General features: G+C 57.9%; 19 protein-coding genes, 2 pseudogenes and 1 riboswitch. Of the genes and pseudogenes, 7 read left to right on the top strand and 14 right to left on the bottom strand.

The genetic code is table 11. The annotated features are described in order from the left end of the window. Positions 1 to 79: 79 nt before the first annotated feature. The 8 genes from GTU79_RS03740 to nudF all read right to left on the bottom strand — a co-directional run bounded on the left by GTU79_RS03740 (position 80) and on the right by nudF (position 6700). Positions 80 to 625 (bottom strand): 1,2-dihydroxy-3-keto-5-methylthiopentene dioxygenase, encoded by a 546-nt coding sequence (locus GTU79_RS03740; RefSeq protein ID WP_203522848.1) that lies wholly within the window; start codon positions 623 to 625, stop codon positions 80 to 82. Further along, positions 622 to 1311: an acireductone synthase gene (gene mtnC, locus GTU79_RS03735; protein WP_132923467.1), complete on the bottom strand. Its 690-nt coding sequence runs from the start codon at positions 1309 to 1311 to the stop codon at positions 622 to 624. Before mtnC ends, GTU79_RS03740 begins: the two co-directional genes overlap by 4 nt. Continuing rightward, the gene (locus tag GTU79_RS03730; protein WP_203522849.1) at positions 1308 to 1922 is read right to left on the bottom strand and encodes a methylthioribulose 1-phosphate dehydratase; all 615 of its coding nucleotides are present in this window, start codon (positions 1920 to 1922) and stop codon (positions 1308 to 1310) included. The genes mtnC and GTU79_RS03730 overlap by 4 nt, the downstream gene beginning before the upstream one ends. Positions 1923 to 2214: 292 nt before the next feature. After that, positions 2215 to 4110, bottom strand: coding sequence for a DNA topoisomerase IV subunit B (gene parE, locus GTU79_RS03725; protein ID WP_132923469.1), 1896 nt, complete (start codon positions 4108 to 4110; stop codon positions 2215 to 2217). A 96-nt stretch (positions 4111 to 4206) separates the two neighbouring features. Continuing rightward, positions 4207 to 4788, bottom strand: coding sequence for an esterase YqiA (yqiA, locus tag GTU79_RS03720; protein ID WP_132923470.1), 582 nt, complete (start codon positions 4786 to 4788; stop codon positions 4207 to 4209). Continuing rightward, the gene (cpdA, locus tag GTU79_RS03715; protein WP_203522850.1) at positions 4788 to 5615 is read right to left on the bottom strand and encodes a 3',5'-cyclic-AMP phosphodiesterase; all 828 of its coding nucleotides are present in this window, start codon (positions 5613 to 5615) and stop codon (positions 4788 to 4790) included. The genes yqiA and cpdA overlap by 1 nt, the downstream gene beginning before the upstream one ends. Before the next feature lie 27 nt (positions 5616 to 5642). Continuing rightward, a complete protein-coding gene (locus tag GTU79_RS03710) occupies positions 5643 to 6068 on the bottom strand; it encodes a DUF1249 family protein (RefSeq protein ID WP_203522851.1) in 426 nt (141 codons plus the stop codon). Further along, the gene (gene nudF / locus GTU79_RS03705) at positions 6068 to 6700 is read right to left on the bottom strand and encodes an ADP-ribose diphosphatase (protein ID WP_203522852.1); all 633 of its coding nucleotides are present in this window, start codon (positions 6698 to 6700) and stop codon (positions 6068 to 6070) included. The genes GTU79_RS03710 and nudF overlap by 1 nt, the downstream gene beginning before the upstream one ends. Positions 6701 to 6913: 213 nt before the next feature. On the opposite strand from nudF, the gene tolC reads away from it, so the two are divergent. The 3 genes from tolC to GTU79_RS03690 all read left to right on the top strand — a co-directional run bounded on the left by tolC (position 6914) and on the right by GTU79_RS03690 (position 10454). Beyond that, the gene (gene tolC / locus GTU79_RS03700) at positions 6914 to 8443 is read left to right on the top strand and encodes an outer membrane channel protein TolC (RefSeq protein WP_132923472.1); all 1530 of its coding nucleotides are present in this window, start codon (positions 6914 to 6916) and stop codon (positions 8441 to 8443) included. 187 nt (positions 8444 to 8630) lie between these two features. Next, entirely contained in the window at positions 8631 to 9290 is a 660-nt protein-coding gene (locus GTU79_RS03695) for a DUF1190 family protein (protein WP_203522853.1), read from the top strand. A 3-nt stretch (positions 9291 to 9293) separates the two neighbouring features. Beyond that, positions 9294 to 10454 (top strand): glutathionylspermidine synthase family protein, encoded by a 1161-nt coding sequence (locus tag GTU79_RS03690; RefSeq protein WP_132923474.1) that lies wholly within the window; start codon positions 9294 to 9296, stop codon positions 10452 to 10454. Positions 10455 to 10514: 60 nt separating this feature from the next. Here GTU79_RS03690 and ygiD read toward each other — a convergent pair whose 3' ends face one another. Both ygiD and norR read right to left on the bottom strand, forming a co-directional pair. After that, positions 10515 to 11297: a 4,5-DOPA-extradiol-dioxygenase gene (gene ygiD, locus GTU79_RS03685; RefSeq protein ID WP_203522854.1), complete on the bottom strand. Its 783-nt coding sequence runs from the start codon at positions 11295 to 11297 to the stop codon at positions 10515 to 10517. Between the two features lie 165 nt (positions 11298 to 11462). Continuing rightward, the gene (gene norR, locus GTU79_RS03680) at positions 11463 to 12983 is read right to left on the bottom strand and encodes a nitric oxide reductase transcriptional regulator NorR (protein WP_203522855.1); all 1521 of its coding nucleotides are present in this window, start codon (positions 12981 to 12983) and stop codon (positions 11463 to 11465) included. Positions 12984 to 13145: 162 nt separating this feature from the next. Here norR and norV point away from each other — a divergent pair. From norV to tehB, 3 genes and pseudogenes are all read left to right on the top strand, one after another. Further along, positions 13146 to 14363, top strand: a pseudogene (norV, locus tag GTU79_RS03675) (anaerobic nitric oxide reductase flavorubredoxin); the annotation flags it as partial. A gap of 128 nt (positions 14364 to 14491) precedes the next feature. Next, positions 14492 to 14752: pseudogene (locus GTU79_RS03670) on the top strand (FAD-dependent oxidoreductase); the annotation flags it as partial. Between the two features lie 183 nt (positions 14753 to 14935). After that, positions 14936 to 15841, top strand: a complete 906-nt coding sequence (tehB, locus tag GTU79_RS03665) for an SAM-dependent methyltransferase TehB (RefSeq protein ID WP_203523164.1) — start codon at positions 14936 to 14938, stop codon at positions 15839 to 15841. 930 nt (positions 15842 to 16771) lie between these two features. Here the strand turns inward: tehB and ribB are convergent. After that, complete coding sequence (gene ribB, locus GTU79_RS03660; protein ID WP_132923477.1) at positions 16772 to 17425, bottom strand: 3,4-dihydroxy-2-butanone-4-phosphate synthase; 654 nt, start codon at positions 17423 to 17425, stop codon at positions 16772 to 16774. A 109-nt stretch (positions 17426 to 17534) separates the two neighbouring features. Next, positions 17535 to 17705: riboswitch (FMN riboswitch) on the bottom strand. A 164-nt stretch (positions 17706 to 17869) separates the two neighbouring features. Here ribB and ubiK point away from each other — a divergent pair. Continuing rightward, a complete protein-coding gene (gene ubiK, locus GTU79_RS03655) occupies positions 17870 to 18235 on the top strand; it encodes a ubiquinone biosynthesis accessory factor UbiK (protein ID WP_203522857.1) in 366 nt (121 codons plus the stop codon). Positions 18236 to 18296: 61 nt separating this feature from the next. On the opposite strand, the gene hldE is transcribed toward ubiK, so the two are convergent. The 3 genes from hldE to GTU79_RS03640 form a co-directional block, all read right to left on the bottom strand. Further along, complete coding sequence (gene hldE, locus GTU79_RS03650; RefSeq protein ID WP_132923479.1) at positions 18297 to 19730, bottom strand: bifunctional D-glycero-beta-D-manno-heptose-7-phosphate kinase/D-glycero-beta-D-manno-heptose 1-phosphate adenylyltransferase HldE; 1434 nt, start codon at positions 19728 to 19730, stop codon at positions 18297 to 18299. Positions 19731 to 19837: 107 nt separating this feature from the next. Further along, positions 19838 to 22666, bottom strand: coding sequence for a bifunctional [glutamate--ammonia ligase]-adenylyl-L-tyrosine phosphorylase/[glutamate--ammonia-ligase] adenylyltransferase (glnE, locus tag GTU79_RS03645; RefSeq protein ID WP_203522858.1), 2829 nt, complete (start codon positions 22664 to 22666; stop codon positions 19838 to 19840). A gap of 86 nt (positions 22667 to 22752) precedes the next feature. Then, complete coding sequence (locus GTU79_RS03640) at positions 22753 to 24060, bottom strand: CYTH domain-containing protein (RefSeq protein ID WP_132923480.1); 1308 nt, start codon at positions 24058 to 24060, stop codon at positions 22753 to 22755. Positions 24061 to 24331 lie beyond the last annotated feature (271 nt).

Here is a 24331-nt window from a genome sequence, read left to right as displayed (position 1 = left end):
TTGCTTTTTCAAAACCCGCATACCTTGACAGTGGGCCTTCAACACGTTGGCTGCACGATCGGCGATCGCGGGCCGGGTCTTAGCGTTCCAGCCGCGGGTAGTTATCGGCGATGGGATCGCCGGTGAAGCGGGCTACCCAGCCCTCGGGATTGTCGAACAGTCTGATGGCGGTGAAATGCGGCGCGGCACCCATATCGAACCAGTGGGGTGTGCCCGCCGGCACGGAGATCAAATCGTTTTTTTCGCACAAGATTTGCAGGATTTTCCCCGCGATGTGCAGGCAAAACAGACCAGAGCCTTCGACAAAAAACCGCACCTCATCTTCACCATGGGTATGTTCAGAGAGGAATTTGGCGCGCAGCTCCTGCCGTTGGGGGTGATCTGCGCGCATGCTGATCACGTCCCAGGTTTGATAGCCTTTCTCCGCCACCAGCCGTTGGATGGCCTGTTGATAAGCGGCAAGGACCTCCTCCGGCTGCGGATCGCCGCCCAGTTCGCGGTCGGCTCGCCAGCGTTCGAAACGGACGCCGACCGCATTCAGCTGCCCGCGGATGGCATCGGCGTCACGGCTTCGCCAAATGGGCCGGCTCGCATCGGAATCGGTGAAAATGGTTAACGCGCTCATGAGGCCAGCTCCTGTAAATCAATTTGGTTAAAATGAGTTGCCTGGGGATGCAGCGGCGGGCATTTCACCGGGTCCCGAATCAGCTGACAGGTACGCCAGCCCGCCTCCCGCGCGGCATCAAGCTCTTGGATAATGTCTGATAAAAAAAGTATTTCCTTAGGCGGGCACTGCAAGCGGGCGGCAATGTTGCGATAGGATGCCGCTTGTCGTTTAGCCCCTATGCGGGTGTCGAAATAGCCGTTGAACAGCGGACGCAAGTCTCCCGACTCGCTGTAGCCAAACAGCAGCTGCTGCGCTTCTACCGAGCCGGAAGAGTAGGCATAAAGGGAGATTCCCTGTTGCCGCCACTCAGCCAACCGGGGAGCGACGTCGGGATAGAGATGGCCCTGGAAGTCCCCTTTCAGGTAGCCTTCACGCCAAATCATGCCCTGTATCATTTTCAGGGCGGTGGATTTCCGATCCTCATCCATAAAACTGAACAATTCAGCAATCATATCGGCTACGGTGGCGCCGGGACGGGCTATTTCATGGCGCAATTCCGACAAAGCCGCGGCCACTTCCGGTTCATGTTCGCGCCGGCGCAGGAATTCGGACAGCCGCTCCCGGGCATAAGGGAACAGGACCTGATGTACAAAGCGGATATCGCTGGTGGTACCTTCGATATCGGTCACGACGGCCTTGATCATTTCGCCTCCAGCAAACGACGCTGCAACGCGCATTGAAACAGGAACTCCAGCCCTTCCAAATGGCGTCGGGCCTCTTTAACATCCCGTCCCCAGCAATACAGGCCGTGGCCGCGCACCAGAAAACCATGACGCAGTCCCTCAAGCTTATCGCGGGCCGCCACCCGCTCCGCCAGGGCGGCGATATCCTGATCGTTATCGAATATTGCGACGGTCACCGGAGTTAAATGACTATGAACGCCGGCGAGGGATTTTTGCATTTCATATCCGTTCAGGACCAGCGAATCACCCGCTTGCGCGAGCGAGAGTACGGTGGCATTCACCGAATGGGTATGCAATATCGCCCCTACCAGCGGGTCACGGCGATAAATCAGCGTATGCAGTGCGGTCTCCGCCGACGGTCTGCGGTTGTCGTCCACCCGCTGGCTCAGAATATCCACCCGCAAAAAATGTTCGGCCTCCAGGCAGCCTTTATCCTGGCCCGACTCGCTGATAAGGCAGGTTTGCCCGTCCAGGCGTACCGACATATTGCCGCCGGTGGCCGGGCACCAGCCCTTTGCGCCGATCCAATGGCATGCGGCCACCAGCTCGGCTAATTGCTGAGTCACTATCATAAGTATCCATTCTCCAGAAGCGCAGTCTCTCAGTCCGGGAAATATAGCCGTGTAACCGTCCGTATGTCTTTACAGCCAGAAATAGTAACATCGGGTTAATGTGGCGGCAACAGCGTACACAGAGGGTTTCGGAGCGCGCGGGCAAAAGGATATGGGCTCGATATGGCAGAATGATTTTTATAGGCAAGCAGCGCAAGCGCGTAATCAGGCAGCTTTATATACCGGCCCGGCCCGGCGGATGGCGAAAAAGGACAGGCCGCGCTCCGGACAAATGCGGAGCGCGAGGGAATTATCATACTTCGATTTCAGCTTCGTCGCCTTTTTCCTGCAGCCAGTTGCGCCGGTCTTCCGAGCGTTTCTTCGCTAACAGCATATCCATCATCAGCAGCGTTTGTTCCACGTCTTCATCATCAATGGTCAGTTGCACCAGCCGGCGGGTGTTGGGATCGAGGGTCGTCTCCCGCAGTTGCAGCGGATTCATTTCCCCCAGCCCTTTGAAACGCTGCACGTTAGGCGTACCTTTTTTGCGTTTGAGCTGTTCGAGCACGCCGGCTTTCTCGCTCTCGTCCAAGGCGTAATAGACCTCTTTGCCAAGGTCGATGCGATAGAGCGGCGGCATGGCGACGTAGACATGGCCGCCTTTCACTACCGGTCGAAAATGCCGCACGAACAAGGCGCACAGCAGGGTGGCGATATGCAGACCGTCCGAGTCGGCATCCGCCAGGATACAAATCTTGCCGTAGCGCAACTGGCTTAAATCATCGCTATCGGGATCGATACCGATGGCCACCGAAATATCATGCACTTCCTGGGACGCCAACACCTCGTCGGAAGAGACCTCCCAGGTGTTGAGGATTTTGCCCTTCAGCGGCATGATGGCCTGGTATTCGCGATCCCGCGCCTGTTTGGCCGAACCGCCCGCCGAATCACCTTCCACTAGGAACAGTTCGGTACGGGCCAGGTCCTGGGCGGTGCAATCCGCCAATTTGCCCGGCAGGGCCGGTCCGCTGGTGAGCTTTTTGCGCACCACTTTTTTCGACGCCCGCAGGCGCCGCTGGGCGCTGGAAATCGCCAGCTCCGCCAACTGCTCGGCGACTTGGATATTCTGATTCAGCCACAGGCTGAACGCATCTTTCACCACGCCGGAAACAAAAGCGGCGCACTGCCTGGAAGAGAGCCGTTCCTTGGTCTGGCCGGCGAACTGCGGGTCCTGCATTTTCACCGACAGCACGTAGGCGCAGCGCTCCCAAATATCTTCCGCCGACAGCTTGACGCCGCGGGGCAGGATATTGCGGTATTCGCAGAAGTCCCGCATAGCGTCCAGCAGCCCCTGCCGCAGGCCGTTAACGTGGGTGCCGCCCTGGGGCGTTGGGATCAGGTTGACATAACTTTCGGTCAACAGCTCGCCGCCCTCCGGCAGCCAGAGCAGCGCCCAATCCACCGTTTCGGTATCGCTGGCGAAGCTGCCGACAAACGGCGCTTCCGGCAGGGTAATCAGGCCATTGATCGCCTGATTGAGATAATCGGTAAGGCCGGACTGATAGCACCAGCTCTGCTCAGTGTTATTCACCTGATCGATAAACACAATTTCAACGCCGGGACAGAGCACCGCTTTCGCCTTCAGCAGATGGGTCAGGCGCGAGGCGGAAAAGCGCGGGCTGTCGAAGAACTGCGGATCGGGCCAAAAATGTACGCTGGTGCCGGTATTGCGTTTGGGGCAGGTGCCTTTTATCGACAGATCTTCTACTTTATCGCCGTTCTCGAAGGCGATGCCGTAAATATTGCCGTTGCGGCGAACGGTGACATCCACCCGGGTGGAAAGTGCATTCACCACCGAGATGCCGACGCCGTGCAAGCCGCCGGAAAACTGATAGCTCTTGTTGGAAAACTTACCGCCCGCGTGCAGGCGGCACATGATCAGTTCCACCGCCGGCACGCCCTCTTCCGTATGGATGTCCACGGGCATGCCGCGGCCGTCATCGGTCACTTCCAGGGATTGATCGGCGTAAAGAATCACCTCAATGCGCTTGGCATGGCCGGCAAGCGCCTCATCGACGCTGTTATCGACAACCTCTTGTCCCAAATGGTTGGGGCGCGTGGTATCGGTATACATGCCGGGACGGCGGCGCACCGGCTCCAGTCCGCTGAGCACTTCTATCGCGTCGGCATTATAGGTTTCTTGTGTCATGGTTTAATCGACTATCGTGACAAATTGTTGGAGAGCCTACCGCAAAGGGCACCGGTTCGGAAAGTGTTAATTCGCACAAGACGATGCGCAGGGGATTCAGACAGCGGCGAGCCCGAGGAAATCCACGATGGGGGAGAAATAATGTTCGAACCCGATAAATGCATGATTCCCGCCTGACTCCACCGTTTGACGGCAATGAGTGTAGTACTCCTGCGCCTGGCGGTAATCCAGGATCTCGTCCCCCGTTTGCTGCAGTAGCCAGATAAGATCCGGCGATGCCGGCTTCTCCACCTGCATGGACTTCAAATCGTAAATATGACGAGACTCTAGCACATAACGCTGACCGGTGTAGGGATTCTCGTTAACGCCTAAAAATCCCGTCAGCAGCTCATAGGGACGTACCACCGGGTTAACCACCACGGCGGGCAGCTTGAAGGTTTGCGATAGCCAGGTGGCGTAATAGCCGCCGAGGGATGACCCCACCAGTCCCAGCGGTTCGCCGGCGTTCTCCAGCACCAGCCTTTCGAGCAATTCCGCGGTCTCGGCGGGATACATCGGCAGCTGCGGCACGATCATTTTCACGGAGGGATGGTGCTGACGCAGCCAGGCCATGAGTGAAGTCGCCTTGGAGGATAAAGGGGAACTGTTGAAACCGTGCAGATAGAGCAGAACAGCCATTAATAGCCTTCCGAATCCGTATCCGGCAAATACTCCACGCCCGATAACCGGTGGACTTCGGTTTCAAGCTTGCCGTCCGGATAGAGATCGAGATAACGCCAGCCCGGGCCGACGGAATCGATGGTGAAATTGGTGCAATGGGGTTTGAACTGCACGCAGGTGGAGGGTGACGCCAGAACGCGCCGGCCTTGCCAGTCCAAATCCAGTTCCTGATGGATATGACCGCACAATAAGGTCTTAACCCGCGGGAAATTATTCAGCACCGCCGCCAGCATATGGGCATTGCGCAAGCTGTGCTGATCCAGCCAGATGCATCCCGAAGCGGAAGGATGATGGTGCAGCAGCAGCAGCGTGTGGCGCTCCGGCTGCAGCCGAAGGGTTTTGTCCAGCCATTCCAGCTGGTATTCGCTCAGTTCTCCGTGAGGCACGCCGAACACCTGGCTATCCAGCAGGATCAACTGCCAATTGTCACCCAGAAGCACATGCTTGGACGGCGAAATGCCGCACTCGTCAAGCACCTTAACCATCGCCGGCTGGAAATCGTGGTTGCCCGGCAGCCAAACGCAGGGAGCGGGCAGGCGCGAAATGCCCTTGGCGAAAAGCTGATACGCTTCAAGTGAATGATCCTGGGCCAGATCCCCGGTGGCCACCACCAAATCATAACGATGCTGTTCCGCTTCTATCGCGTCCAGTACCGCACAATAGCTACGATAGGTGTTCACCCCAAGCAGCGCCTCATCCTCACCGGCAAACAGATGAGTGTCTGTGATTTGTAAAATCCTGATTATGGCCCCATTCGCCACAGGAAGTCTCAACAGGCTTTCCAAAGGGTATCCTTGGTTATTGAAATCTGCCTAACACACTGGAATTGCCATCGCCCCGTACGCTAAACAATAGCGTAGCCAATCCGCGAGGAACTGGTTGATTTGATGTTTTTCGTCACGTTGATGTAACTTTTTATTAGGGTAATCATACCGTGCCTTGAAACGATAGATCTGCTGACTGGAACACACTTCCGCAACCATGGCGTCGTGATACAGCCGGACGCTCATGGACGGCAGGCTCCAGAAACTGACCAGCGGTTCGGTCTGGATGATTTGCACCAGGGTGGTGTAACGGGTCGCTTCCAGAATGGTCAGGCGATAACTGGCGCCGTTAACCTGATAGGCTATCATTTCCCCTACTTCATTAATGCGGGGCAATAGCCGGCGCAGCTGGGCGAAGTTCGTTTCGCACAGGCGCATCATTTCCGGGAAATCAGGGGTATAGCGCTTGGTCATTAATCCGTCCACTCTTTTCGTAAGGATTCATGGTGTAAGGCCAGCCACTGCAGGGCAATGACGGAGGCCGCGTTATCGATAACGCCCTCTTCCACCCAGCGGTAAGCCTGCTCGCGGCTCACCACGTGAAGACGTATATCTTCGTTTTCTTCCACCAATCCATGGATACCTTCTGCCAGCCCGGCATCAACTTCCCCGGCCATAATGGTCAGGCGTTCGCTGGTGCCGCCCGGGCTTGCCAAATAGCTTAGCATCCGTTTGCAGCGTCCGACCTGAAGCCCCGCTTCCTCCACCGACTCCCGGCGAGCCACCTGCTCGAGGGTTTCTCCGGGTTCGATCATACCGGCTACCAGCTCCAACAGCCAGGGGGTCGGACTGCTATCATAAGAGGCAATGCGAATTTGTTCCAATAATACAACTTCATCACGTATCGGATCATAAGGCAGCAGGACCACGGCGTGGCCGCGCTCAAAAATTTCCCGGGTGACTTCTCCACTCATTTCGCCGTTAAACAGGCGATGACGGAACCGATACAGCTCCAACGAAAAAAAACCTTGGTAAAGTTTATCCCGTGCAATAATTTCTACATCTTCTTTACCGAATGTAACGGGTGTAGGTTCGGTTAATGCCATTTTAACGACTCCTAGTCTGTATAATCGGCGATTTCGTGGTTGCTGAAGCAATCACTGTGCCGCAAAGTGCAGGTTTGTGATAAATTTTGTGATATAGAGACAAGATGGCACGTTCAGCCACCTCATACACTCCGCTGACTCTGATAGAATCGGGCGATATTTATCTGTCGACAGCGCTACCATAGCAATTTTGCTGTATCAAAAGGAATGCAAATGAAGAAACTGCTCCCCCTTCTTATTGGACTGAGCCTCGGCGGATTCAGTACTTTAAGTCAGGCAGAAAATCTGCTTCAAGTGTATCAGCAGGCACGGCTATCCAATCCGGATCTTCGCGCATCGGCAGCTGACCGCGACGCAGCATTTGAAAAGATCAACGAAGCCCGCAGCCCCCTGCTGCCACAGCTTGGACTCGGGGTGGACTACACCTATAACAATGGCTTTCGCGATCAGAGGGATATCAATTCCAATGAGACCAGCGGCTCGCTGCAGCTCACCCAGACCATTTTTGATATGTCGAAATGGCGCGCGCTGACGGTGCAGGAAAAAACCGCCGGTGTCCAGGATGTGACTTACCAAACCCAGCAGCAGACGCTGATTCTTAATACCGCTACCGCCTATTTTAACGTATTAAGCGCCATCGACGCACTTTCTTATACCGAAGCGCAAAAGCAATCGATTTACCGGGAGCTGGACCAGACCACACAGCGCTTTAACGTCGGCCTGGTGGCTATTACCGACGTGCAAAACGCCCGCTCCAACTATGATACCGTGTTGGCCGACGAAGTGAATGCCCGCAATACGGTGGATAACGCATTGGAAAGCCTGCGCCAGATCAGCGGCAACTTTTATCCGCAGTTGGCGTCGCTGAATATCGATCGTTTTAAAGCCGCCCAGCCGCAGCCAATCAACGCGCTGTTGAAAGAAGCGGAAATGCGCAACCTGACCCTGCTAAGCGCCCGCTTGTCGCAGGATGTTGCGCGGGAACAGATTCGTTTGGAAGAAACCGGCCATTATCCGACGTTAGCCCTGACCGCCAGTTCATCGTTAAGCAATACCGATTATAACGGTTCGCGGACCAACGGAAATGCCAATTATAACAATACCAATATCGGCCAGAACGCCATCGGCCTTAGCCTGAGCGTGCCTATCTATTCCGGCGGCGCGGTGACCTCGCAGGTCAAACAGGCGCAGTACAGCTTCGTCAGCGCCAGCGAACAGTTGGAAAGCGCCCATCGCAGTGTGGTGCAAACCGTGCGGTCATCTTTTAATAACATATCCGCCTCCATCAGCAGCATCGATGCTTATCGCCAGGCGGTGATTTCGGCGCAAAGCTCTCTGGATGCCTCGGAAGCCGGTTATGAAGTTGGCACCCGCACCATTGTCGACGTGCTGGACGCCACCACCACGCTGTATGACGCCAAACGCAATCTTTCCACCGCCCGCTATAACTATGTTATCAACCAGCTGACGCTTAAAAATGCCCTGGGCACCCTCAACGAGGATGATATCCGTACGCTGAACGCCTCCCTTGGGCAACCCATCGCCACCAGTCCCGAGAGCGTGGCGCCGGTGAATCCCAATCAGGACGCCAATGCCGAAGGCGTTAACCCGGGCCAGACCTCCCGGGCGCCCCGCAGTAATCCGTCCGATGCCGCCCAATCGGCCAGGCAGTCCGCCACTCCGGTGAGCGCCACCGTACCGGCATCCTCGTCGGCGAAAAAACGCAATCCGTTCCAGCACTAAGCCATATCCAGGCGGGTCCGTTCCCGCCTGGCTTGATCCCATTGATCCTCCCGCCCCGATCCCATCGTTGTGTATAACTTTGTAAAGTTGTTTCATGGTTGTTGCCGACGCTTCTTATTTAAACGCTTTTCCCCTATCCTTAGGGGGAACTCTGGGTAAGTTAAAACATTAATAAAGCAGGAAAATAATGAAACGGACAAAAGAAATCAACCACGCCGGCTTTCGCAAGCGCTGGCGGGTTTGTCGAATGGCGCCGGCCGCGCTGGCGGTAGGCGCGGTATTCGTTCTGGCCGGCTGTGAAAAAAGCGACGAAAACGTGACGCTTTATCAAAACAGCGACGACTGTTCCCGCGCCAATCCCTCCATGAGCGAACAGTGCGCCACCGCCTATAAGAATGCCATGGCGGAAGCCAAGAAAACCGCCCCCAAATACGCCTCCCGCGCCGATTGCGTGGCGGAGTTCGGCGAAAATCAGTGCACCCAGGCGCCGGCCCAGGCGGGCACGGCGGCTGAACCGCAGCAAAGCGGCAGCTTCTGGATGCCGCTGATGGCCGGTTATATGATGGGCCGGATGATGGGCGGCGGTTATTCCCAGCAGCCTTTGTTCACCTCCCGCGCGCCCAATAGCCCGGCCAACGGCAAATTCGTCGATGCCAGCGGCCGCAATTACGGCCCGGCGACCGGCGGCCGCAGCATGAATGTGCCGAAAAGCGCCATGGCGCCCAAGCCCGCCGCCACCAATACCGTGACCCGCGGCGGTTTCGGCGAAACCGTGGCCAGACAGAACACCATGATGCAGCGCAGTTCCGCCGCTTCCTCCGTGCCGCGCCGCAGTATGGGCGGCTGACGGATGAAACGAGTAACGCTGTATGAACGGCCGGACTGGCGTGAGAAAGCCGCCGAATATGGCTTTGATTTCCATACCATGTACGGTGAGCCTTATTGGTGCGAAGACGCCTATTATCAGTTCACGCTGGCGCAAATCGACCAGCTTGAGGACGCCACCGCCGATATCCACCGCATGTGCCTGAAGGTGGTTGAAAAGGTGGTGGCCAGCGATGCGCTGATGGCCAAATTCCGTATCCCGAAGCATACCTGGCAATTTGTCCGCAATGCCTGGCACAGCGGCCAGCCCTCACTCTATTCCCGTCTCGACCTGGTCTATGACGGCCGGCAACCCCCCAAGCTGCTGGAAAACAATGCCGATACCCCCACCTCCCTGTTTGAATCGGCATTTTTCCAATGGATCTGGCTGGAAGATCAGATCAAGGCCGGTCAATTGCCTGCCGGAGCCGATCAATACAACAGCCTGCAGGAAAAATTAATCGATCGCTTTCGCGAGCTGAAAGAGCGCCATGGCTTCGGGGCGCTGCATTTCGCCTGCTGCCGGGATACCGATGAAGATCGCGGTACGGTGCAATACCTGCAGGATTGCGCGCTGGAAGCGGGACTGGCCAATGAATTCCTGTTTATCGAGGAGATCGGCCTGGGAGAAAAAGGACAGTTTACCGACACCGAAAACCAGGTGATCGGCAATATGTTCAAGCTCTATCCCTGGGAGTTCATGCTCAAGGAGATCTTTTCCACCAAGCTGGAGGATGCCGGGGTGCGCTGGCTGGAGCCGGCCTGGAAGGCTATCCTGTCCAACAAAGCCCTGCTGCCCATGCTGTGGGAAATGTTTCCCGGCCACCCCAACCTGCTGCCGGCCTATTTCAGCGAAGACAATCCGCCGCCCATGGCCAGCTATGTGGCGAAACCGCTGTTTTCACGGGAAGGGGCCAATATCCGCATCGTTGAAAACGGCCAGGAAACCGCCCGGGTGGACGGTCCCTATGGCGAAGAGGGTTACATTATCCAGCAATATTGCCCGCTGCCGCTTTTTGGCGACAGTTACACCGTTATCGGCAGCTGGCTGGTGAACGACCAGCCATGCGGTATCGGTATCCGCGAGGATAAAGAGCGGATAACCCAGGATCTGTCGCGGTTTTATCCCCACATCATACTCGGCTGACCGGGTGCGGGTGCGTGGCCCGTAATCGGTGCGCCTTGTATCCTGGCCTTTTCTGGGATATCAACCCACCTGGACCGACAGCATGCTCAGCGAGGCCATTTCGATGCCGTCCACCGGTATCGAGATGGGTTCTTTGCCGTTCCAGGCGCCGAGAATATACAACAGCGGCAGATAATGATCCGGCGTAGGATTTGACAACGCCGCCCCTTCATGGCGCATATAGTCCACCAGCGGGTGCTGCCCCTCCCCTTGCCAGGCGATATTGTCGCGAACAAATTGATTGAATGACTCTGCCCAGGGATAGGGCTCGGCCGCGCCCTGCCAGTTTACCATGCGTAAATTATGCACCACATTGCCGCTGGCGATAATCATCACCCCCTGGTCACGCAGCGCGGAAAGTTCACGTCCCAGCCGGTAATGATATTCGGCGGGTTTTGTCCCGTCGATGCTCAACTGCACCATGGGAATATCCGCCGCGGGATACATCTTTTTCACCACGCCCCAGGAGCCGTGATCGAATCCCCAGGATTGATCGGCGGCCACCTCAACCGGCAACAGGATTTCCTGGATCGTTTTCGCCAGCGCCGGCGAACCGGGGGCCGGATAACGGATATCAAACAGCGCCTGGGGAAACCCGCCAAAATCATGAATGGTGCGCGGATTTTCCATGGCGGTAACCGCGGTTCCACGGGTATACCAATGGGCGGACACCGCCACAATGGCGCGGGGACGCGGCAGGATTTGCCCCAGATGTTCCCAAGCCTGGGTATAACGATTATCTTCCAGCACGTTCATCGGACTGCCGTGGCCGAGAAACAGCGCGGGCATGCGGGATTCACTCATGGTTATTCCTTAATGGTATGGCGCACCGGGCGCTTCATAACCGTTAAGGTACGCGCTTCGTTCACATAATGAACTCGGATAAGCATGATAAAGACATTCAAAAATATTGAATATATAATCTATCCAACCCTTACGCCTACCCCACATTCATTATCCCGCGGCCTTTTATTTAATCCCCAGCCGCTTCGCCAGACGATGCAAATTGCCCGGGTCCATGGCCAGCTGGCGCGCGCAGGCCGACCAATTGTTTCCACAGCTTTCCAACGCCAGGCGGATCAAGTGCCGCTGGTAGTTATCGGTCCCCTGACGCAGGCTGACCAGTTCCACCCGTTCCGGCGAATCAGGCCGGCTATCCGCCGCCGGACGCGCCGCGTCCAGGGCAAAATGCTGCGGCTGCAGCAGGATATCGCCCCCGCCTTGTTCCGCACGCGCCAATACCGTGGCGCGATAAATAGCATGCTCCAATTCCCGCACATTGCCCGGCCAGTGATTATCGGTAAGCAATCCCAGCGTGCCAGGGGCCAGTACCAGGCTGCCCAGCCCCAGCTTTTCCCGGCTGCGCTCGCAAAAAAATCCCGCCAGCAGGGCGATATCCTGTTCCCGCTCCCGCAACGGCGGCACATGGATCGGAAACACGCTCAGGCGATGAAACAGATCGGCGCGAAACTCGCCGGCCACCACCGCATCTTTCAGCACCCGATTGGTGGCGGCCAGTACGCGGACGTTCACCCGCAGGCTTTGGTCATCCCCGACCCGCTGCAGGTCGCCATATTGCAGCACGCGCAGCAGTTTTGCCTGCAGCGTCAGGGAGAGCTCGCCGATTTCATCTAAAAACAGCGTACCGTTATCCGCCAGCTCAAATTTTCCGATACGATGGTGAATGGCGCCGGTAAAGGCGCCTTTTACATGGCCGAACAGTTCGCTCTCCGCCACCGATTCCGGCAACGCCGCACAGTTCAGATAAATCAAGGCATTGGCCGCCCGGGGCGACCCCTGATGGATAGCCCGGGCCACCAGTTCCTTACCTACGCCGGTTTCTCCGGTGATCAGCACATTCAGATCCGAGTTCGCGACGATACCGATCTCTTTTTTCAGCTGTCGCATCACCGCCGATAGCCCGATCATTTCGTCGCCGCCAACCGCCGTCGATACGCTGCCGGCGCTCACCGGCGCTATGACCTGTTTCTCCAGCCGCTCCACCAGCAGGGCATTGCTGAGGGCCACCGAGGAGAGCGCCGCCACCAGCCGCAATTCCTCATCGCTGAAATGATCGAGCTGATGGGGATCCATACCGTCCAGGGTCAGCGCGCCGATCAGGGTCTGGTGGATAAACAGCGGCAGGCCGATACAGGCATGTACCTTGAACTGCTGGTGGCCGGGAATCAATCCGTCGTAGGGATCCGGTAATTGGCTGTCCGCCGGAAAACGCACCACATCGCCGGCGCGGGCGATAGCTTCAAGGCGCGGATGCTCGGCCAAACGAAACCGCCGCCCCAAGACATCCGGCGATAACCCGGCGGTGGCCAGCGGACGGAACAACTGCTGCTCATAGCTTAGCAACGCAACGGCATCGCAGCCCAGCCGCCGCCGCAGGCCGGTAATCAGCCGCGCAAACCGGTCTTGGCTGGACATGCCCGATTGCAGCTCAATGGCGAGATGACTTAAGGTTTCAATGGATAAAGGCATAGGAATGTGATTATGACACTATTTATGTCAAAAAGACAAATAAAAAAAATAGTCATTTTAACAATTAACTTTAAAATAATATTAATATTCAGACAGATAATCACTGGCACGCTCTATGCGATCTTTCTCCCATCATTTAACATTATTGAATTGGGAAAGGCTATGAGCGTACTGGTAAAAAATAATATTTATTGGGTGGGACAACGGGATTGGGAAGTACGGGACTTCCACGGCACCGAATACAAGACGCTCAAAGGCAGCAGTTATAACAGCTACCTTATCCGCGAAGAAAAAACCGTATTAATAGACACGGTGGATCATAAATTCAGCCATGAATTCGTGCAAAATCTCGCAGCGGAAATCAATCTGGACGATATTGATTACATTGTTATCAACCACGCAGAGGAAGATCACGCCGGGGCCCTGAGCGCGCTGATGGCGATTATTCCAGACACGCCGATTTATTGCACCCTTAATGCAATCGATTCCATTAACGGTCACCATCACCATCCTGAATGGGATTTCCATGTTGTCAAAACCGGCGATCGGTTGGAAATCGGTAGCGATAAACAGCTTATTTTTGTCGAGACTCCCATGCTGCACTGGCCTGACAGTATGATGACCTATATCAGCGGCGATGCGGTATTGTTCAGCAACGATGCCTTTGGCCAGCATTACTGCGATGAGCATCTGTTTAACGATGAAGTAGACCAAAATGAATTATTCGAACAATGCCTGCGCTATTTCGCTAATATCCTGACGCCCTTCAGCCGTCTGGTTACCGCCAAAATCAACGAAATCCTCGGATTCAAGCTGCCGCTATCCATGATCGCCACCTCTCATGGCGTGGTCTGGCGCGACGATCCGGTGCAAATTGTCGCTAAGTATTTGCAATGGGCAGATAACTATCAGGAAGATCGCATCACCCTGTTTTACGACACCATGTCCAATAACACCCGCATGATGGCTGACGCCATTGCCCAAGGCATTAACGAAATCGATCCCGCCGTCGCGGTGAAAATCTATAACGTGGCCCGGCACGACAAGAATGAGATCCTGACGCAAATTTTCCGCTCCAAAGGAGTGTTGGCGGGATCCTCAACCATGAACAACGTCATGATGCCGAAAGTGGCCGCCCTGCTGGAAGAACTGACCGGCCTGCGCTTTCGGGACAAGAAAGCCTCCGCTTTCGGCAGCTACGGCTGGAACGGCGGCGCGGTGGACCGGGTGCAAACCAGGCTGATGGACGCCGGGTTCGACACTACCCTGGCCCTCAAGCTGAAGTGGCGGCCCGACGGCGAAGCCCTGGACATCTGCCGCGAGCACGGCAGGGAGATAGCCCGCCAGTGGGCCTTACACCCTCTTGATGCCCCGGCGGTGAATGACAGGACAGCTAAAAAGTCCTCCGCCGTTATCGATGTAGCTATCGGCGCCCCGACCCTGCCTGCGATTGCGAAGAGAGCGTCTATCCCTACCGCCAGCTGATTCTGGCTACCGGCGCCGAAGCGGTGATCCCGCCGATGGAAGGCGGCCATTTATTCCTGACGCTAAATAGCCAGCAGGAGTATCGCCGGATAGAATCCCGGTTACGGCAGTCCCGGCGGGTGTTGTTGCTGGGGGCCGGTTTGATCGGCACCGAGCTGGCGATGGACCTGGCCCGGGCGGGTAAAGAGGTTACTTTGGTGGATAAAGCCCCCAGCATCCTGGCTTCACTGATGCCGGCCGAGGTCAGCGCACGATTGCAGCTTCGCCTGGTGCAACAAGGGGTAGAATTGATCCTGAATGCCGACCTGCTCAGCCTGTGCCAGACCGGCACCGGCATTGTCGCCGCGCTGCTGCGGGGCATCATGGGACGACCGTCAGCGCTTGTGCGCTTTTGTGGCCGGCGAAGCACGTATGCAGGAGGCGTTTTCACTGTTACGCCAACTGGGCAATCAATAACGGAGAGTCAAATGCAGGAACTGTTGTGTTATCAAACCATGCCTATCTGGACGGCCGAAACGATCCCGGCGGCCTTTCGCGAGCGCCACAATACCAAAGAGGGCGTCTGGGCCCGGTTGACGGTATTGCAAGGCAGCCTGACCTTTGATCTGCTTAACGAGGATAGCGATATTCTGCAAAGCGGGACGTTTTCCAGCCTACGGCAGCCGCCGCAGGTGGAACCGCAGCAGTGGCACCGCATTGCCGCCGTGTCAGATGATATCCGGTGCCGGCTGGCGTTTTACTGCCGGCCGGAAGATTATTATCATTTGAAATACGGCTTAACCCGTACCCATTCCGAAGTCATTAATGCGGCTAATTATTTATTGCCCGGCAGCGGGTTGTTGCCCGGCAAGGCGCTGGACCTGGGCTGCGGTGGCGGCCGCAATGCACTATATCTCGATCTGCTGGGCTACAGGGCAACCGCCCATGATAAAAATCCCCAGAGCATCGCGGCCCTTAATGAGATTATCGCCGCCGAGGAACGGCAGAATATCAGCGCGTCGGTGCTGGATATCAGCGAAGAGACCATCAGCGGGCACTATCAGTTTATTCTTTCCACGGTGGTGATGATGTTTTTACCAGCCGGCTGTATCAGCCGCCTGATAGGCGACATGCAGCGCAGCACGCTGCCGGGGGGAATGAACCTGATTGTCGCCGCCATGTCGACGCCGGACTTCCCCTGCCCCATCCCGTTTCCCTTTACCTTTGGACTCGGCGAACTGAAGCGGTATTACGAGGGATGGGAGATTATCAAATATAACGAGGACCTGGGGGAACTGCATAAAACCGATGCCGACGGCAACCGCATCAAGCTGCGGTTCGCCACCCTGCTGGCCAGAAAGCGCCCCGTGGCCGGCCCGCTAACGCCGGAGTGAAACCGAGCCTGTTAAAGGGAGACCGTGCCGATGGGGTCGAAGCCGCCGTCCAGCGGCGGCCGGAGCGCCCCACGGCGCGGTAAGCCCGCTATCACCGGGCGTGCAACGACCGTGTTAAAGGGAAACCGTGCCGATGGGGTCGAAGCCGCCGTCCAGCGGCGGCCGGAGTGCCCCACGGCGCGGTAAGCCCGCTATCACCGGGCGTGCAACGACCGTGTTAAAGGGAGACCGTGCCGATGGGGTCGAAGCCGCCGTCCAGCGGCGGCCGGAGTGCCCCACGGCGCGGTAAGCCCGCTATCACCGGGCGTGCAACGACCGTGTTAAAGGGAAACCGTGCCGATGGGGTCGAAGCCGCCGTCCAGCGGCGGCCGGAGTGCCCCACGGCGCGGTAAGCCCGCTATCACCGGGCGTGCAACGACCGTGTTAAAGGGAAACCGTGCCGATGGGGTCGAAGCCGCCGTCCAGCGGCGGCCGGAGTGCCCCACGGCGCGGTAAGCCCGCTATCACCGGGCGTGCAACGACCGTGTTAAAGGGAGACCGTGCCGATGGGGTCGAAGCCGCCGTCCAGCGGCGGCCGGAGCGCCCCATGGCTCGGTAGGCCCGTTATCACCTGGCGTGCAACGACCGTGTTAAAGGGAGACCGTGCCGATGGGGTCGAAGCCGCCGTCCAGCGGCGGCCGGAGTGCCCCATGGCGCGGTAAGCCCGCTGCCTCCGGGCGTGCAACGACCGTGTTAAAGGGAGACCGTGCCGATGGGGTCGAAGCCGCCGTCCAGCGGCGGCCGGAGCGCCCCACGGCGCGGTAAGCCCGCTATCACCGGGCGTGCAACGACCGTGTTAAAGGGAGACCGTGCCGATGGGGTCGAAGCCGCCGTCCAGCGGCGGCCGGAGTGCCCCACGGCGCGGTAAGCCCGCTGCCTCCGGGCCTGAACTCAGCTGGCCCGCTGGGCCAACGCCTGGCGATAGGCCACCAAATCCTCAATGGTCACCACCGGCATAGCGTGCTTTTGGGCAAACTCGATGACTTCCGGCGCGTGGGCCATGCTGCCGTCGTCATTGGTGACTTCGCACAGCACGCCCATAGGTTTGAGCCCCGCCAGGGTGCACAAATCGATACTGGCCTCGGTATGGCCGCCACGGGTCAATACCCCGCCCGGCTGCGCCCGCAGCGGGAAGACGTGGCCGGGACGATTGAGATCGCCGGGCTTGGCGCCATCTTTGATGGCGGCGCGAATGGTGGTCAGGCGATCGGCGGCGGAAACGCCGGTGGTCACCCCTTCCGCCGCTTCGATGGTCACGGTGAACGCGGTTTGGTAATGGCTGGAATTGCGTTCCACCATCATCGGTAAATCCAGCTGCTGGCGCCGCTCTTCCGTCAGGCACAGGCAAACGATACCGCTGCCATGACGAATAGCCAGCGCCATTTGTTCAACCGTCATGTTTTCGGCGGCAAAAATCATGTCGCCTTCGTTTTCACGATCTTCATTGTCGAGCACCAGCACACCGCGACCATCGCGCAGCGAGGTGAGTGCATTTTCCACGCGTTCCATCGGTGTACCGAATTTGGAAAGAAGCGTCTGATTCATGGTAAATAAAACCTCATAAAGTATATGGATTACCAGAACCAGGGCGGACTTAGGAGCGAGCCATTGAAGGCTGAAAAATAACGAGAATGGGCACAAGCCCATAGTAAGCCGTTACTCTCTCCCGTCCGGACTATAACCGTCGGCCCCGGAATTACACCGGATCTGCTGACCTCAGATCAACCAGCAATCTGAGCGCTCGCGGGCTTCCCCCGACTATTGCACGCAATAGTTGCAGAGGTTTACCGCCGGTGGGGAGTTTCGCCCCGCCCTGAGAATAAGCGCAATAACTATAGCGCCAATGAAATTGCAGGGCAATAACGGCGAGGGGCAAAGCGGAAAATTTGCGGCTATAAAGAGATATAATTAATGTGTCGCTGTTTTAGTTTCTTCTCTATCGAACAGGCATTACACTTAACCTTATCTTACGCGCTAGGAAACTCACCGATGATTGATACTAAAAAAATTGAACAGCTTGCCCGTCAAATCCATGAATCCCTGCCCAAAGGCATTCGTGAACTGGGTGATGATGTCGAGAAGAAAATCCGTCAGGTGTTGCAAAGCCAGTTTAGCCGCATGGATCTGGTCAGCCGGCAGGAGTTTGACGTGCAGACTCAGGTATTACTGCGCACCCGGGAAAAGCTGAGCCAGCTGGAATTGCGGATCAATGCCCTGGAAACGATGCCGGGAAATGCCGTGACCCCGACGGTGGCGGCCGAAACCGAAACCGGACCCGCCGTCGCCAAGACGGACATTGACGAGCCGGAGGCCGGCGATGTGGCGGACGATACGTCGGCCAAACCGAAAAAATGATATAAAATTAAACCTACCCGGCAACCATTGATTGCCGGGTTTTTCACGCCTGCACTCAGCTTTAGCCCCGCTTGCCGCTTTTGATCGAATTGATGATATTAGTGGTGGAACAGCCGTCCTCGAAATTCAGCACCCGCACATCGCCGCCGTTGGCCCACACTTCCTTGCTGCCGGCGATTTCCTCGGGTTTATAATCGCCCCCCTTCACCAGCAAATCCGGCAGGATTTCGGCAATCAGGCGTTGCGGGGTATCCTCTTCGAACGACACCACCCAGTCCACCGCCTCCAATGCGCTCAGCACGATCATCCGCTGGGCCAAGGGGTTCACCGGCCGGTGTTCGCCTTTCAGCCGCTGGGTGGAAGCATCGCTGTTGACTGCGACAATGAGCCGATCCCCCAGCCGCCGGGCATTGGCCAGATAAGAGACATGGCCCGCATGCAAGATATCGAAAATCCCGTTGGTCATTACCACTTTCTCGCCGCGCCGGCGGGCCTGAGCCACCGCCTGGGCCAGCTCCGTTTCGGTCATGATGCCGAAACCGGCGTCGGCCCGGCCGTGGATGGCGTTTTCCAGCTCGATGGGACTGACGGTGGAGGTTCCCAGCTTGCCCACCACCACCCCGGCGGCGGCATTAGCCAGAAAACAGCTTTCCTCCAGGGAGTTGCCCGCCGCCAGCGCTGCCGCCAGCACCCCGATCACCGTGTCTCCCGCGCCGGTAACATCGTAGACTTCCTGCGCCTGGGTCGGCAAATGCAGCGGCTCCTTGCCGGGTTGCAGCAGGGTCATGCCCTGTTCCGAACGGGTGATAAGCAGAGCCGACAGATCATAATCGGCAATCAGCTTCATGCCCCGGCTCACCAGTTCGTCCTCGTCCCGGCACTGTCCGGCCACCGCTTCGAATTCGGACAGATTCGGCGTCAGCATGGTGGCGCCGCGATAGCGGGTAAAATCGGTACCCTTCGGATCCACCAATACCGGAACCCCGGCATCCCGAGCCAGGCGAATGATATCCTGCACCTTTTCCAGCGCTCCCTTGGCGTAATCCGACAATACCAGGGCGCCGGCGGCGGGCAGCGCCTGGCGGATGCGCTCAAGCATCGGCGCGGCGTCAACGCCGTTGAACCCCTGCTCGAAATCAAGGCGGATTAATTGTTGATTGCGCGACAAGATTCGCAGTTTGGTAATGGTGGGATGGGTGGATACCGCGACGAAATCACAGGTGACGCTGACCTCGCCCAGCTTATCCGCCAGCGCACGGGCGGCATCATCCATGCCGGTCAGGCCCACCAGGCGCGAGCCTGCTCCCAGCGCGGCGATATTCATGGCAACGTTGGCGGCGCCGCCGGGCCGTTCTTCGATAGTCTCGACTTTCACGACCGGCACCGGTGCTTCCGGGGAGATACGGTTAGTGGGGCCATACCAATACCGGTCCAGCATGACATCACCCACCACCAGCACGCCAGCACGGCGAAAATCAGGCAACGTTACTTTCATCCATTCGCTCTCGCTTTAACAATTTATTGCGCCGGATAGTAGCACAGGCGGGTTGAATTCTCTCGTTCACCGCCGGGGAAATGCGTTTTTCCACCGGCAAAAAGGGCTCAGTCCAGCCACTTTCGCCAGCATTGGGTAATCAAGGCGCGCTCGGCCGGGAACCGGTCGGCCGCTACTCTGCCCGGCTGTGCCTGCAGTGCCAAATGATGGATTTCATCCCGCAGGGTAATATAGGATTGACTTAACGCCTCCGCTGTCCGTGGGTCGAGAATATCGTGGCGGGCCATCAGTTCAAAAATGCGGACATTATCGGACCAGCGGGTCAGTTCGGGAATGGCGGCGGCATAGCGCAGCACCAGATATTGCGCCAGGAATTCAATATCGGTAATGCCCCCTTCATCCGCTTTGATATCGAACATATCGCCGCTTTTGCCGGCCAAATGCCGGCGCATTTTCCCCCGCATCTCGCTGACATCGGTGCGTAACGCCGCCGGATCCCGCTCCCGGCACAGCACCGCCCGACGGATCTCGCCAAAGCGCGCCCCCAGGGCCGGATCGCCATAGACCATACGCGCCCGCACCAGCGCCTGATGCTCCCAGGTCCAGGCTTCGTGGGCCTGGTAATCCCCGAAGGCATCCAGGGTGCTTACCAGCATACCGGCCGCGCCGGAGGGGCGAAGCCTGGGATCCACCTCATACAGGATACCGGTGGGGGTCCGGGTGCTGAACAGGTGCATGACGCGCTGGGCCAGCCGCAAATAAAACTGCCGTCCGTCGATTTGGCGTTCTCCTTCGGTCATGACGTCGGGCGGGCAATCATGCAAAAACACCAGGTCGAGATCGGACCCGTAACCCAATTCCCATCCCCCAAGCTTGCCGTAGCCGATTACCGCGAATCCCTGCCCGCTTTCTTCATCCAGATGCCCCGGACGGCCGTAACGGGATACCATGGTGCGCCAGGCCTGCCGAACCACGTCGGCAATGATGGCCTCCGCCAGGTAGGTAAGATGATCGCTCACCCGCATCACCGGCAGCACGCCGGTAATATCGCCGGCGGCGATGCGAAGCTGTTGCGCCTGCTTAAACTGCCGCAGCGCGTCCATTTGCTGCTCCTCATCCTCATCGGGCACCCGAATAAGATACTGGCGCAGCTCATCGGCATAGGCCTGCGGCGCCGGCGGGTTGTACAGCGTGGCGGGGTCAAGCAATTCATCCAGCAACAGGGGATGAAGCGCCAGCTGGCTGGCGATCATTTCCGAGGCGGCGCACAGGCGAATCAAATGCACCAGCGCCTTGGGATACTCCAGCAGCAATTCGAGGTAGGTGGTGCGGGAGACGATGCTGAGCAAGATGGGCGCCAAACGGCTGAACGCCATATCGGCGTCCGGGCGCGGGCAGATTTCTCCCAGCAAACGCGGCATCAATTGATCCAGCACCTCGCGTCCGCGCGGTCCGATGGTCCGCTTCGCCACGTCGCGGCGAAAGCCGGTTAGCTGTTCCAGCAGCCGCTGGCGAGAAGGCTCGGTCAGGTGCGGCTCCCAGAAATCCGGTTCAGGCTCTTCACCCTCATCCACCCACAGGGTGCCGTAACGGCCAAAATCCGCCGGATCCGCCGGGTCGGGCGCATCGTCCCCGATGAGTTCATCAAAGATGCGGCGCACCTGCTGCATGTGCGTGCCGAGAGCACGGTATAACGACGGCCAATCCGCCTCGTTCATACCATAGGCCAGGCGGCATCGGTTCAGTTCATCCACCGGTAAGGTCTGGGTCTGTTCATCATTGATGGCCTGCAGCAGATTTTCCAGCCGGCGCAAATAAAGATAGGCGCGGCTCAGCCGTTCGGTCTGTCCGGCATCCAGCAGACCCAGTTCGCCGATAGCGCTCAGGGTGGGCAATAGGGCGCGTCCTTGCAGGCGCGGTTCCCGGCCGCCGCGAATCAATTGGAAAACCTGGGTGATAAATTCAATCTCGCGGATACCGCCGGCGCCCAGCTTGATATTATCCGCCAGCCCCCGGCGCCGGACCTCGCGGGCAATCATGCTTTTCATGTTGCGCAACGATTGGATAACGCTGAAATCAATGTAGCGCCGAAAGACAAACGGACGCAGCATCCGGTGCAATTCACGGCTATAGGCATCATCATCAAAGCCCAGCAGCCTGGCTTTGATCATGGCATACCGCTCCCAATCCCGGCCCTGCTCCTGATAATAATCTTCCAGCGCGGAGAAACTGAGGACCAGGGGTCCGCTATCGCCGAACGGGCGCAGCCGCATATCCACCCGATAGACGAATCCGTCGACGGTGGTTTGATCCAGCACTTTTATCAGGCGCTGCCCCAGGCGGGTAAAAAATTGGGCATTGTCCAGCTCCCGGCGCCCGTGCCGGGTATGGCCATTTTCCGGATAGGCGAAAATCAAATCGATATCGGAGGAGAAGTTCAGTTCGCCGCCACCCAGTTTGCCCATGCCCAGCACCAGCAGCGGCTGCGGTACGCCCTCCCCATTGCAGGGCGTGCCCCAATCCCGGCAGCAGGCCTGATAGAGCCAGTCCCGCGCCGCGCACACCAGCACTTCCGCCAGCCGGCTAAGCTGGGTCAGGGTCTGCGGGGTCTCACTGGTGAGCAGCGCCTGCGACCAGGCGATACGCATCAGGGTACGGCGACGAAACAGCCGCAGTTCCCGCATCAGGTCCGCTTCATCCGCCACCGCCGCCAGCCGCTGCCCCAGCAATGCATCGTACTGCCGCCATTCATCGGCCGCCGGCGGCTGCCGGCGTAGCTCTTCATACCAGTCGGGACGGGCTGTCAGCGCCGCCGCGATAAAATCGCTGATGGCCAATACCCCCAGCCCCTCGTCCCCCGCAGGTATCGTGAACGGCATCCCGGCCAGGACGGATTGTGCCTGACGGTGTAATATCGGCGGTAGCGGCTGCGCCATTGTTCTCTTCCTCTCATGCCCCGAGCACCCGACGTCGCGGGTGAACCTGTTACCCGCATCCTTTTCCCGGCCTGCCCGGCATTAAATCAGCGCTGGTTCACGCTGCGCCAGAATCCAGGCTGTGTGACCGCCTGGCGCCGCATATGTTCCACGTCATTGGTGCCCGGCAGCAGAATCGCCTGCTCCAGCGCCTGCCAGTGCAGTATATAGGATAAAACCTTTTTAGCGGGATAAGCGCCGGAAAGCAGATGAAAGGCCATGATTCGCCGCTCCAGGCGCGGCAATTGCTGGAGATATTCTTCCGGCGACAGCGTGCGGCCGAACGCCACCTTCAGCTCGGCGGCACAGCGCGACAGGGTGATATCCGAGAAACGCTTGAAAGAGCCGTTCAGCTTCCGGCGACCGTCGTCATCAATGCTTTTTTGCCAACCGGACAGAATAAGCCATGAGGTCAGGGCCAGTTTGCACTCAAGATAGGCGGCCTCATAACACAGGGTCTGCGGTGAGCAGTCGGCCCTGACGATAAGGGGCGACAAATCCGCCAGCATAGCGCGCAGATGGGTGGTGGCCTTGCGCGGGATCATATTGCCCATCACCACGAAGGTTTCCCGTATCAGGGTAATGGCGGTCAGAATGGCATCCCGCGCCGGCGCCACGCCCCGCAGCCAGATCTCCTCATGATACTGCCAGTGCGCCAGCGCCAGTGACAGCGCTTCGCTTAGTCCCTGCTCCACGGTGGCCTTGGGGTTCGGCCTCGGCAGCGGCAGGGCGCGCACCTCATGGGGCGGATTGCCCTCGGCGAGATGATATCCCCGCGCCGCTTTACTCAGGCTGCCCAGCCGCAGCCCTCCCCCGGCAGACAAGGTTTGCCCATAGGCCAGCAAATCCGCCGTATTACCCCGCAACAGTTCAAGTTCCAGCTCACAGATGGGTTCGCGCAGTTCACCGGCAGTCACCTCGCCCCGATCGAAAGCGACTTCAATTTCGCTCTCGCCAAAGGCCACTACCCATTTTTCACGCTGGTAATCGGTGCGAAACAGCGGTTTCAGCTGGTTTTGCAGATTGGGGATATCCGTTCCGGCAGGCCAGATTTCCGCCGGCAGCAGCGACAGATCCAGTTCGGGACCGGATAGCGGGATATTGTACTCCGGGTGCTGGTGCAGCCCGCCGGTAACTTTGCCGGCGGTTTTTGCGGTCATTTCATAACGGTCGCCATTGCCGCGTATGCGCAAACCGATGCCATGATGACGCAAAAACAGGTCGGCGGTTTCAAAATAGATATTGATCAGACGTTGCGGCGGGGTATGGACACCCTCGCCGGCGGATACTCTTTCCGCCAGCGATGATAGCGCCCCGGGATGAACGATAAACTTTATTTCTATTTCTTCACTCATAGCTTCGGCCACACCCATAGTTTGATGTCTGACGATCGGCGACGCCGCTTAAGAACAGAAAACACGCCGGAATCGTCATGTTAAAGAGCGTAATCATCACCTTAAAGCATAATTTGAACAAGTATGGTAATAATTTAAATGAAAATTTATGACAAAAATTGACTCCTCCCCGCCCCGCTTGTGCCTCCTTTCACGGCTTATGGCGCCATAAAGCGTTCTAAGCAGTAAAACAATTAACGCATTTCCCTCAACCGGCATTATTACCCCCGGC

Source organism: Sodalis ligni, from assembly GCF_016865525.2.
GTDB lineage: Bacteria > Pseudomonadota > Gammaproteobacteria > Enterobacterales > Enterobacteriaceae > Acerihabitans > Acerihabitans ligni.
Note: the sequence above shows the minus strand (reverse complement) of the source record. Positions and strands in the feature narration are given on the sequence as shown.

Excerpts from the sequence above, each read along its gene's own strand:
- GTU79_RS03740 (WP_203522848.1), bottom strand. The coding sequence starts at position 625 with ATGAGCGCGTTAACCATTTTCACCGATTCCGATGCGAGCCGGCCCATT.
- mtnC (WP_132923467.1), bottom strand. The coding sequence starts at position 1,311 with ATGATCAAGGCCGTCGTGACCGATATCGAAGGTACCACCAGCGATATC.
- GTU79_RS03730 (WP_203522849.1), bottom strand. The coding sequence starts at position 1,922 with ATGATAGTGACTCAGCAATTAGCCGAGCTGGTGGCCGCATGCCATTGG.
- parE (WP_132923469.1), bottom strand. The coding sequence starts at position 4,110 with ATGACACAAGAAACCTATAATGCCGACGCGATAGAAGTGCTCAGCGGA.
- yqiA (WP_132923470.1), bottom strand. The coding sequence starts at position 4,788 with ATGGCTGTTCTGCTCTATCTGCACGGTTTCAACAGTTCCCCTTTATCC.
- GTU79_RS03710 (WP_203522851.1), bottom strand. The coding sequence starts at position 6,068 with ATGACCAAGCGCTATACCCCTGATTTCCCGGAAATGATGCGCCTGTGC.
- nudF (WP_203522852.1), bottom strand. The coding sequence starts at position 6,700 with ATGGCATTAACCGAACCTACACCCGTTACATTCGGTAAAGAAGATGTA.
- tolC (WP_132923472.1), top strand. The coding sequence starts at position 6,914 with ATGAAGAAACTGCTCCCCCTTCTTATTGGACTGAGCCTCGGCGGATTC.
- GTU79_RS03695 (WP_203522853.1), top strand. The coding sequence starts at position 8,631 with ATGAAACGGACAAAAGAAATCAACCACGCCGGCTTTCGCAAGCGCTGG.
- GTU79_RS03690 (WP_132923474.1), top strand. The coding sequence starts at position 9,294 with ATGAAACGAGTAACGCTGTATGAACGGCCGGACTGGCGTGAGAAAGCC.
- ygiD (WP_203522854.1), bottom strand. The coding sequence starts at position 11,297 with ATGAGTGAATCCCGCATGCCCGCGCTGTTTCTCGGCCACGGCAGTCCG.
- norR (WP_203522855.1), bottom strand. The coding sequence starts at position 12,983 with ATGCCTTTATCCATTGAAACCTTAAGTCATCTCGCCATTGAGCTGCAA.
- tehB (WP_203523164.1), top strand. The coding sequence starts at position 14,936 with ATGCAGGAACTGTTGTGTTATCAAACCATGCCTATCTGGACGGCCGAA.
- ribB (WP_132923477.1), bottom strand. The coding sequence starts at position 17,425 with ATGAATCAGACGCTTCTTTCCAAATTCGGTACACCGATGGAACGCGTG.
- ubiK (WP_203522857.1), top strand. The coding sequence starts at position 17,870 with ATGATTGATACTAAAAAAATTGAACAGCTTGCCCGTCAAATCCATGAA.
- hldE (WP_132923479.1), bottom strand. The coding sequence starts at position 19,730 with ATGAAAGTAACGTTGCCTGATTTTCGCCGTGCTGGCGTGCTGGTGGTG.
- glnE (WP_203522858.1), bottom strand. The coding sequence starts at position 22,666 with ATGGCGCAGCCGCTACCGCCGATATTACACCGTCAGGCACAATCCGTC.
- GTU79_RS03640 (WP_132923480.1), bottom strand. The coding sequence starts at position 24,060 with ATGAGTGAAGAAATAGAAATAAAGTTTATCGTTCATCCCGGGGCGCTA.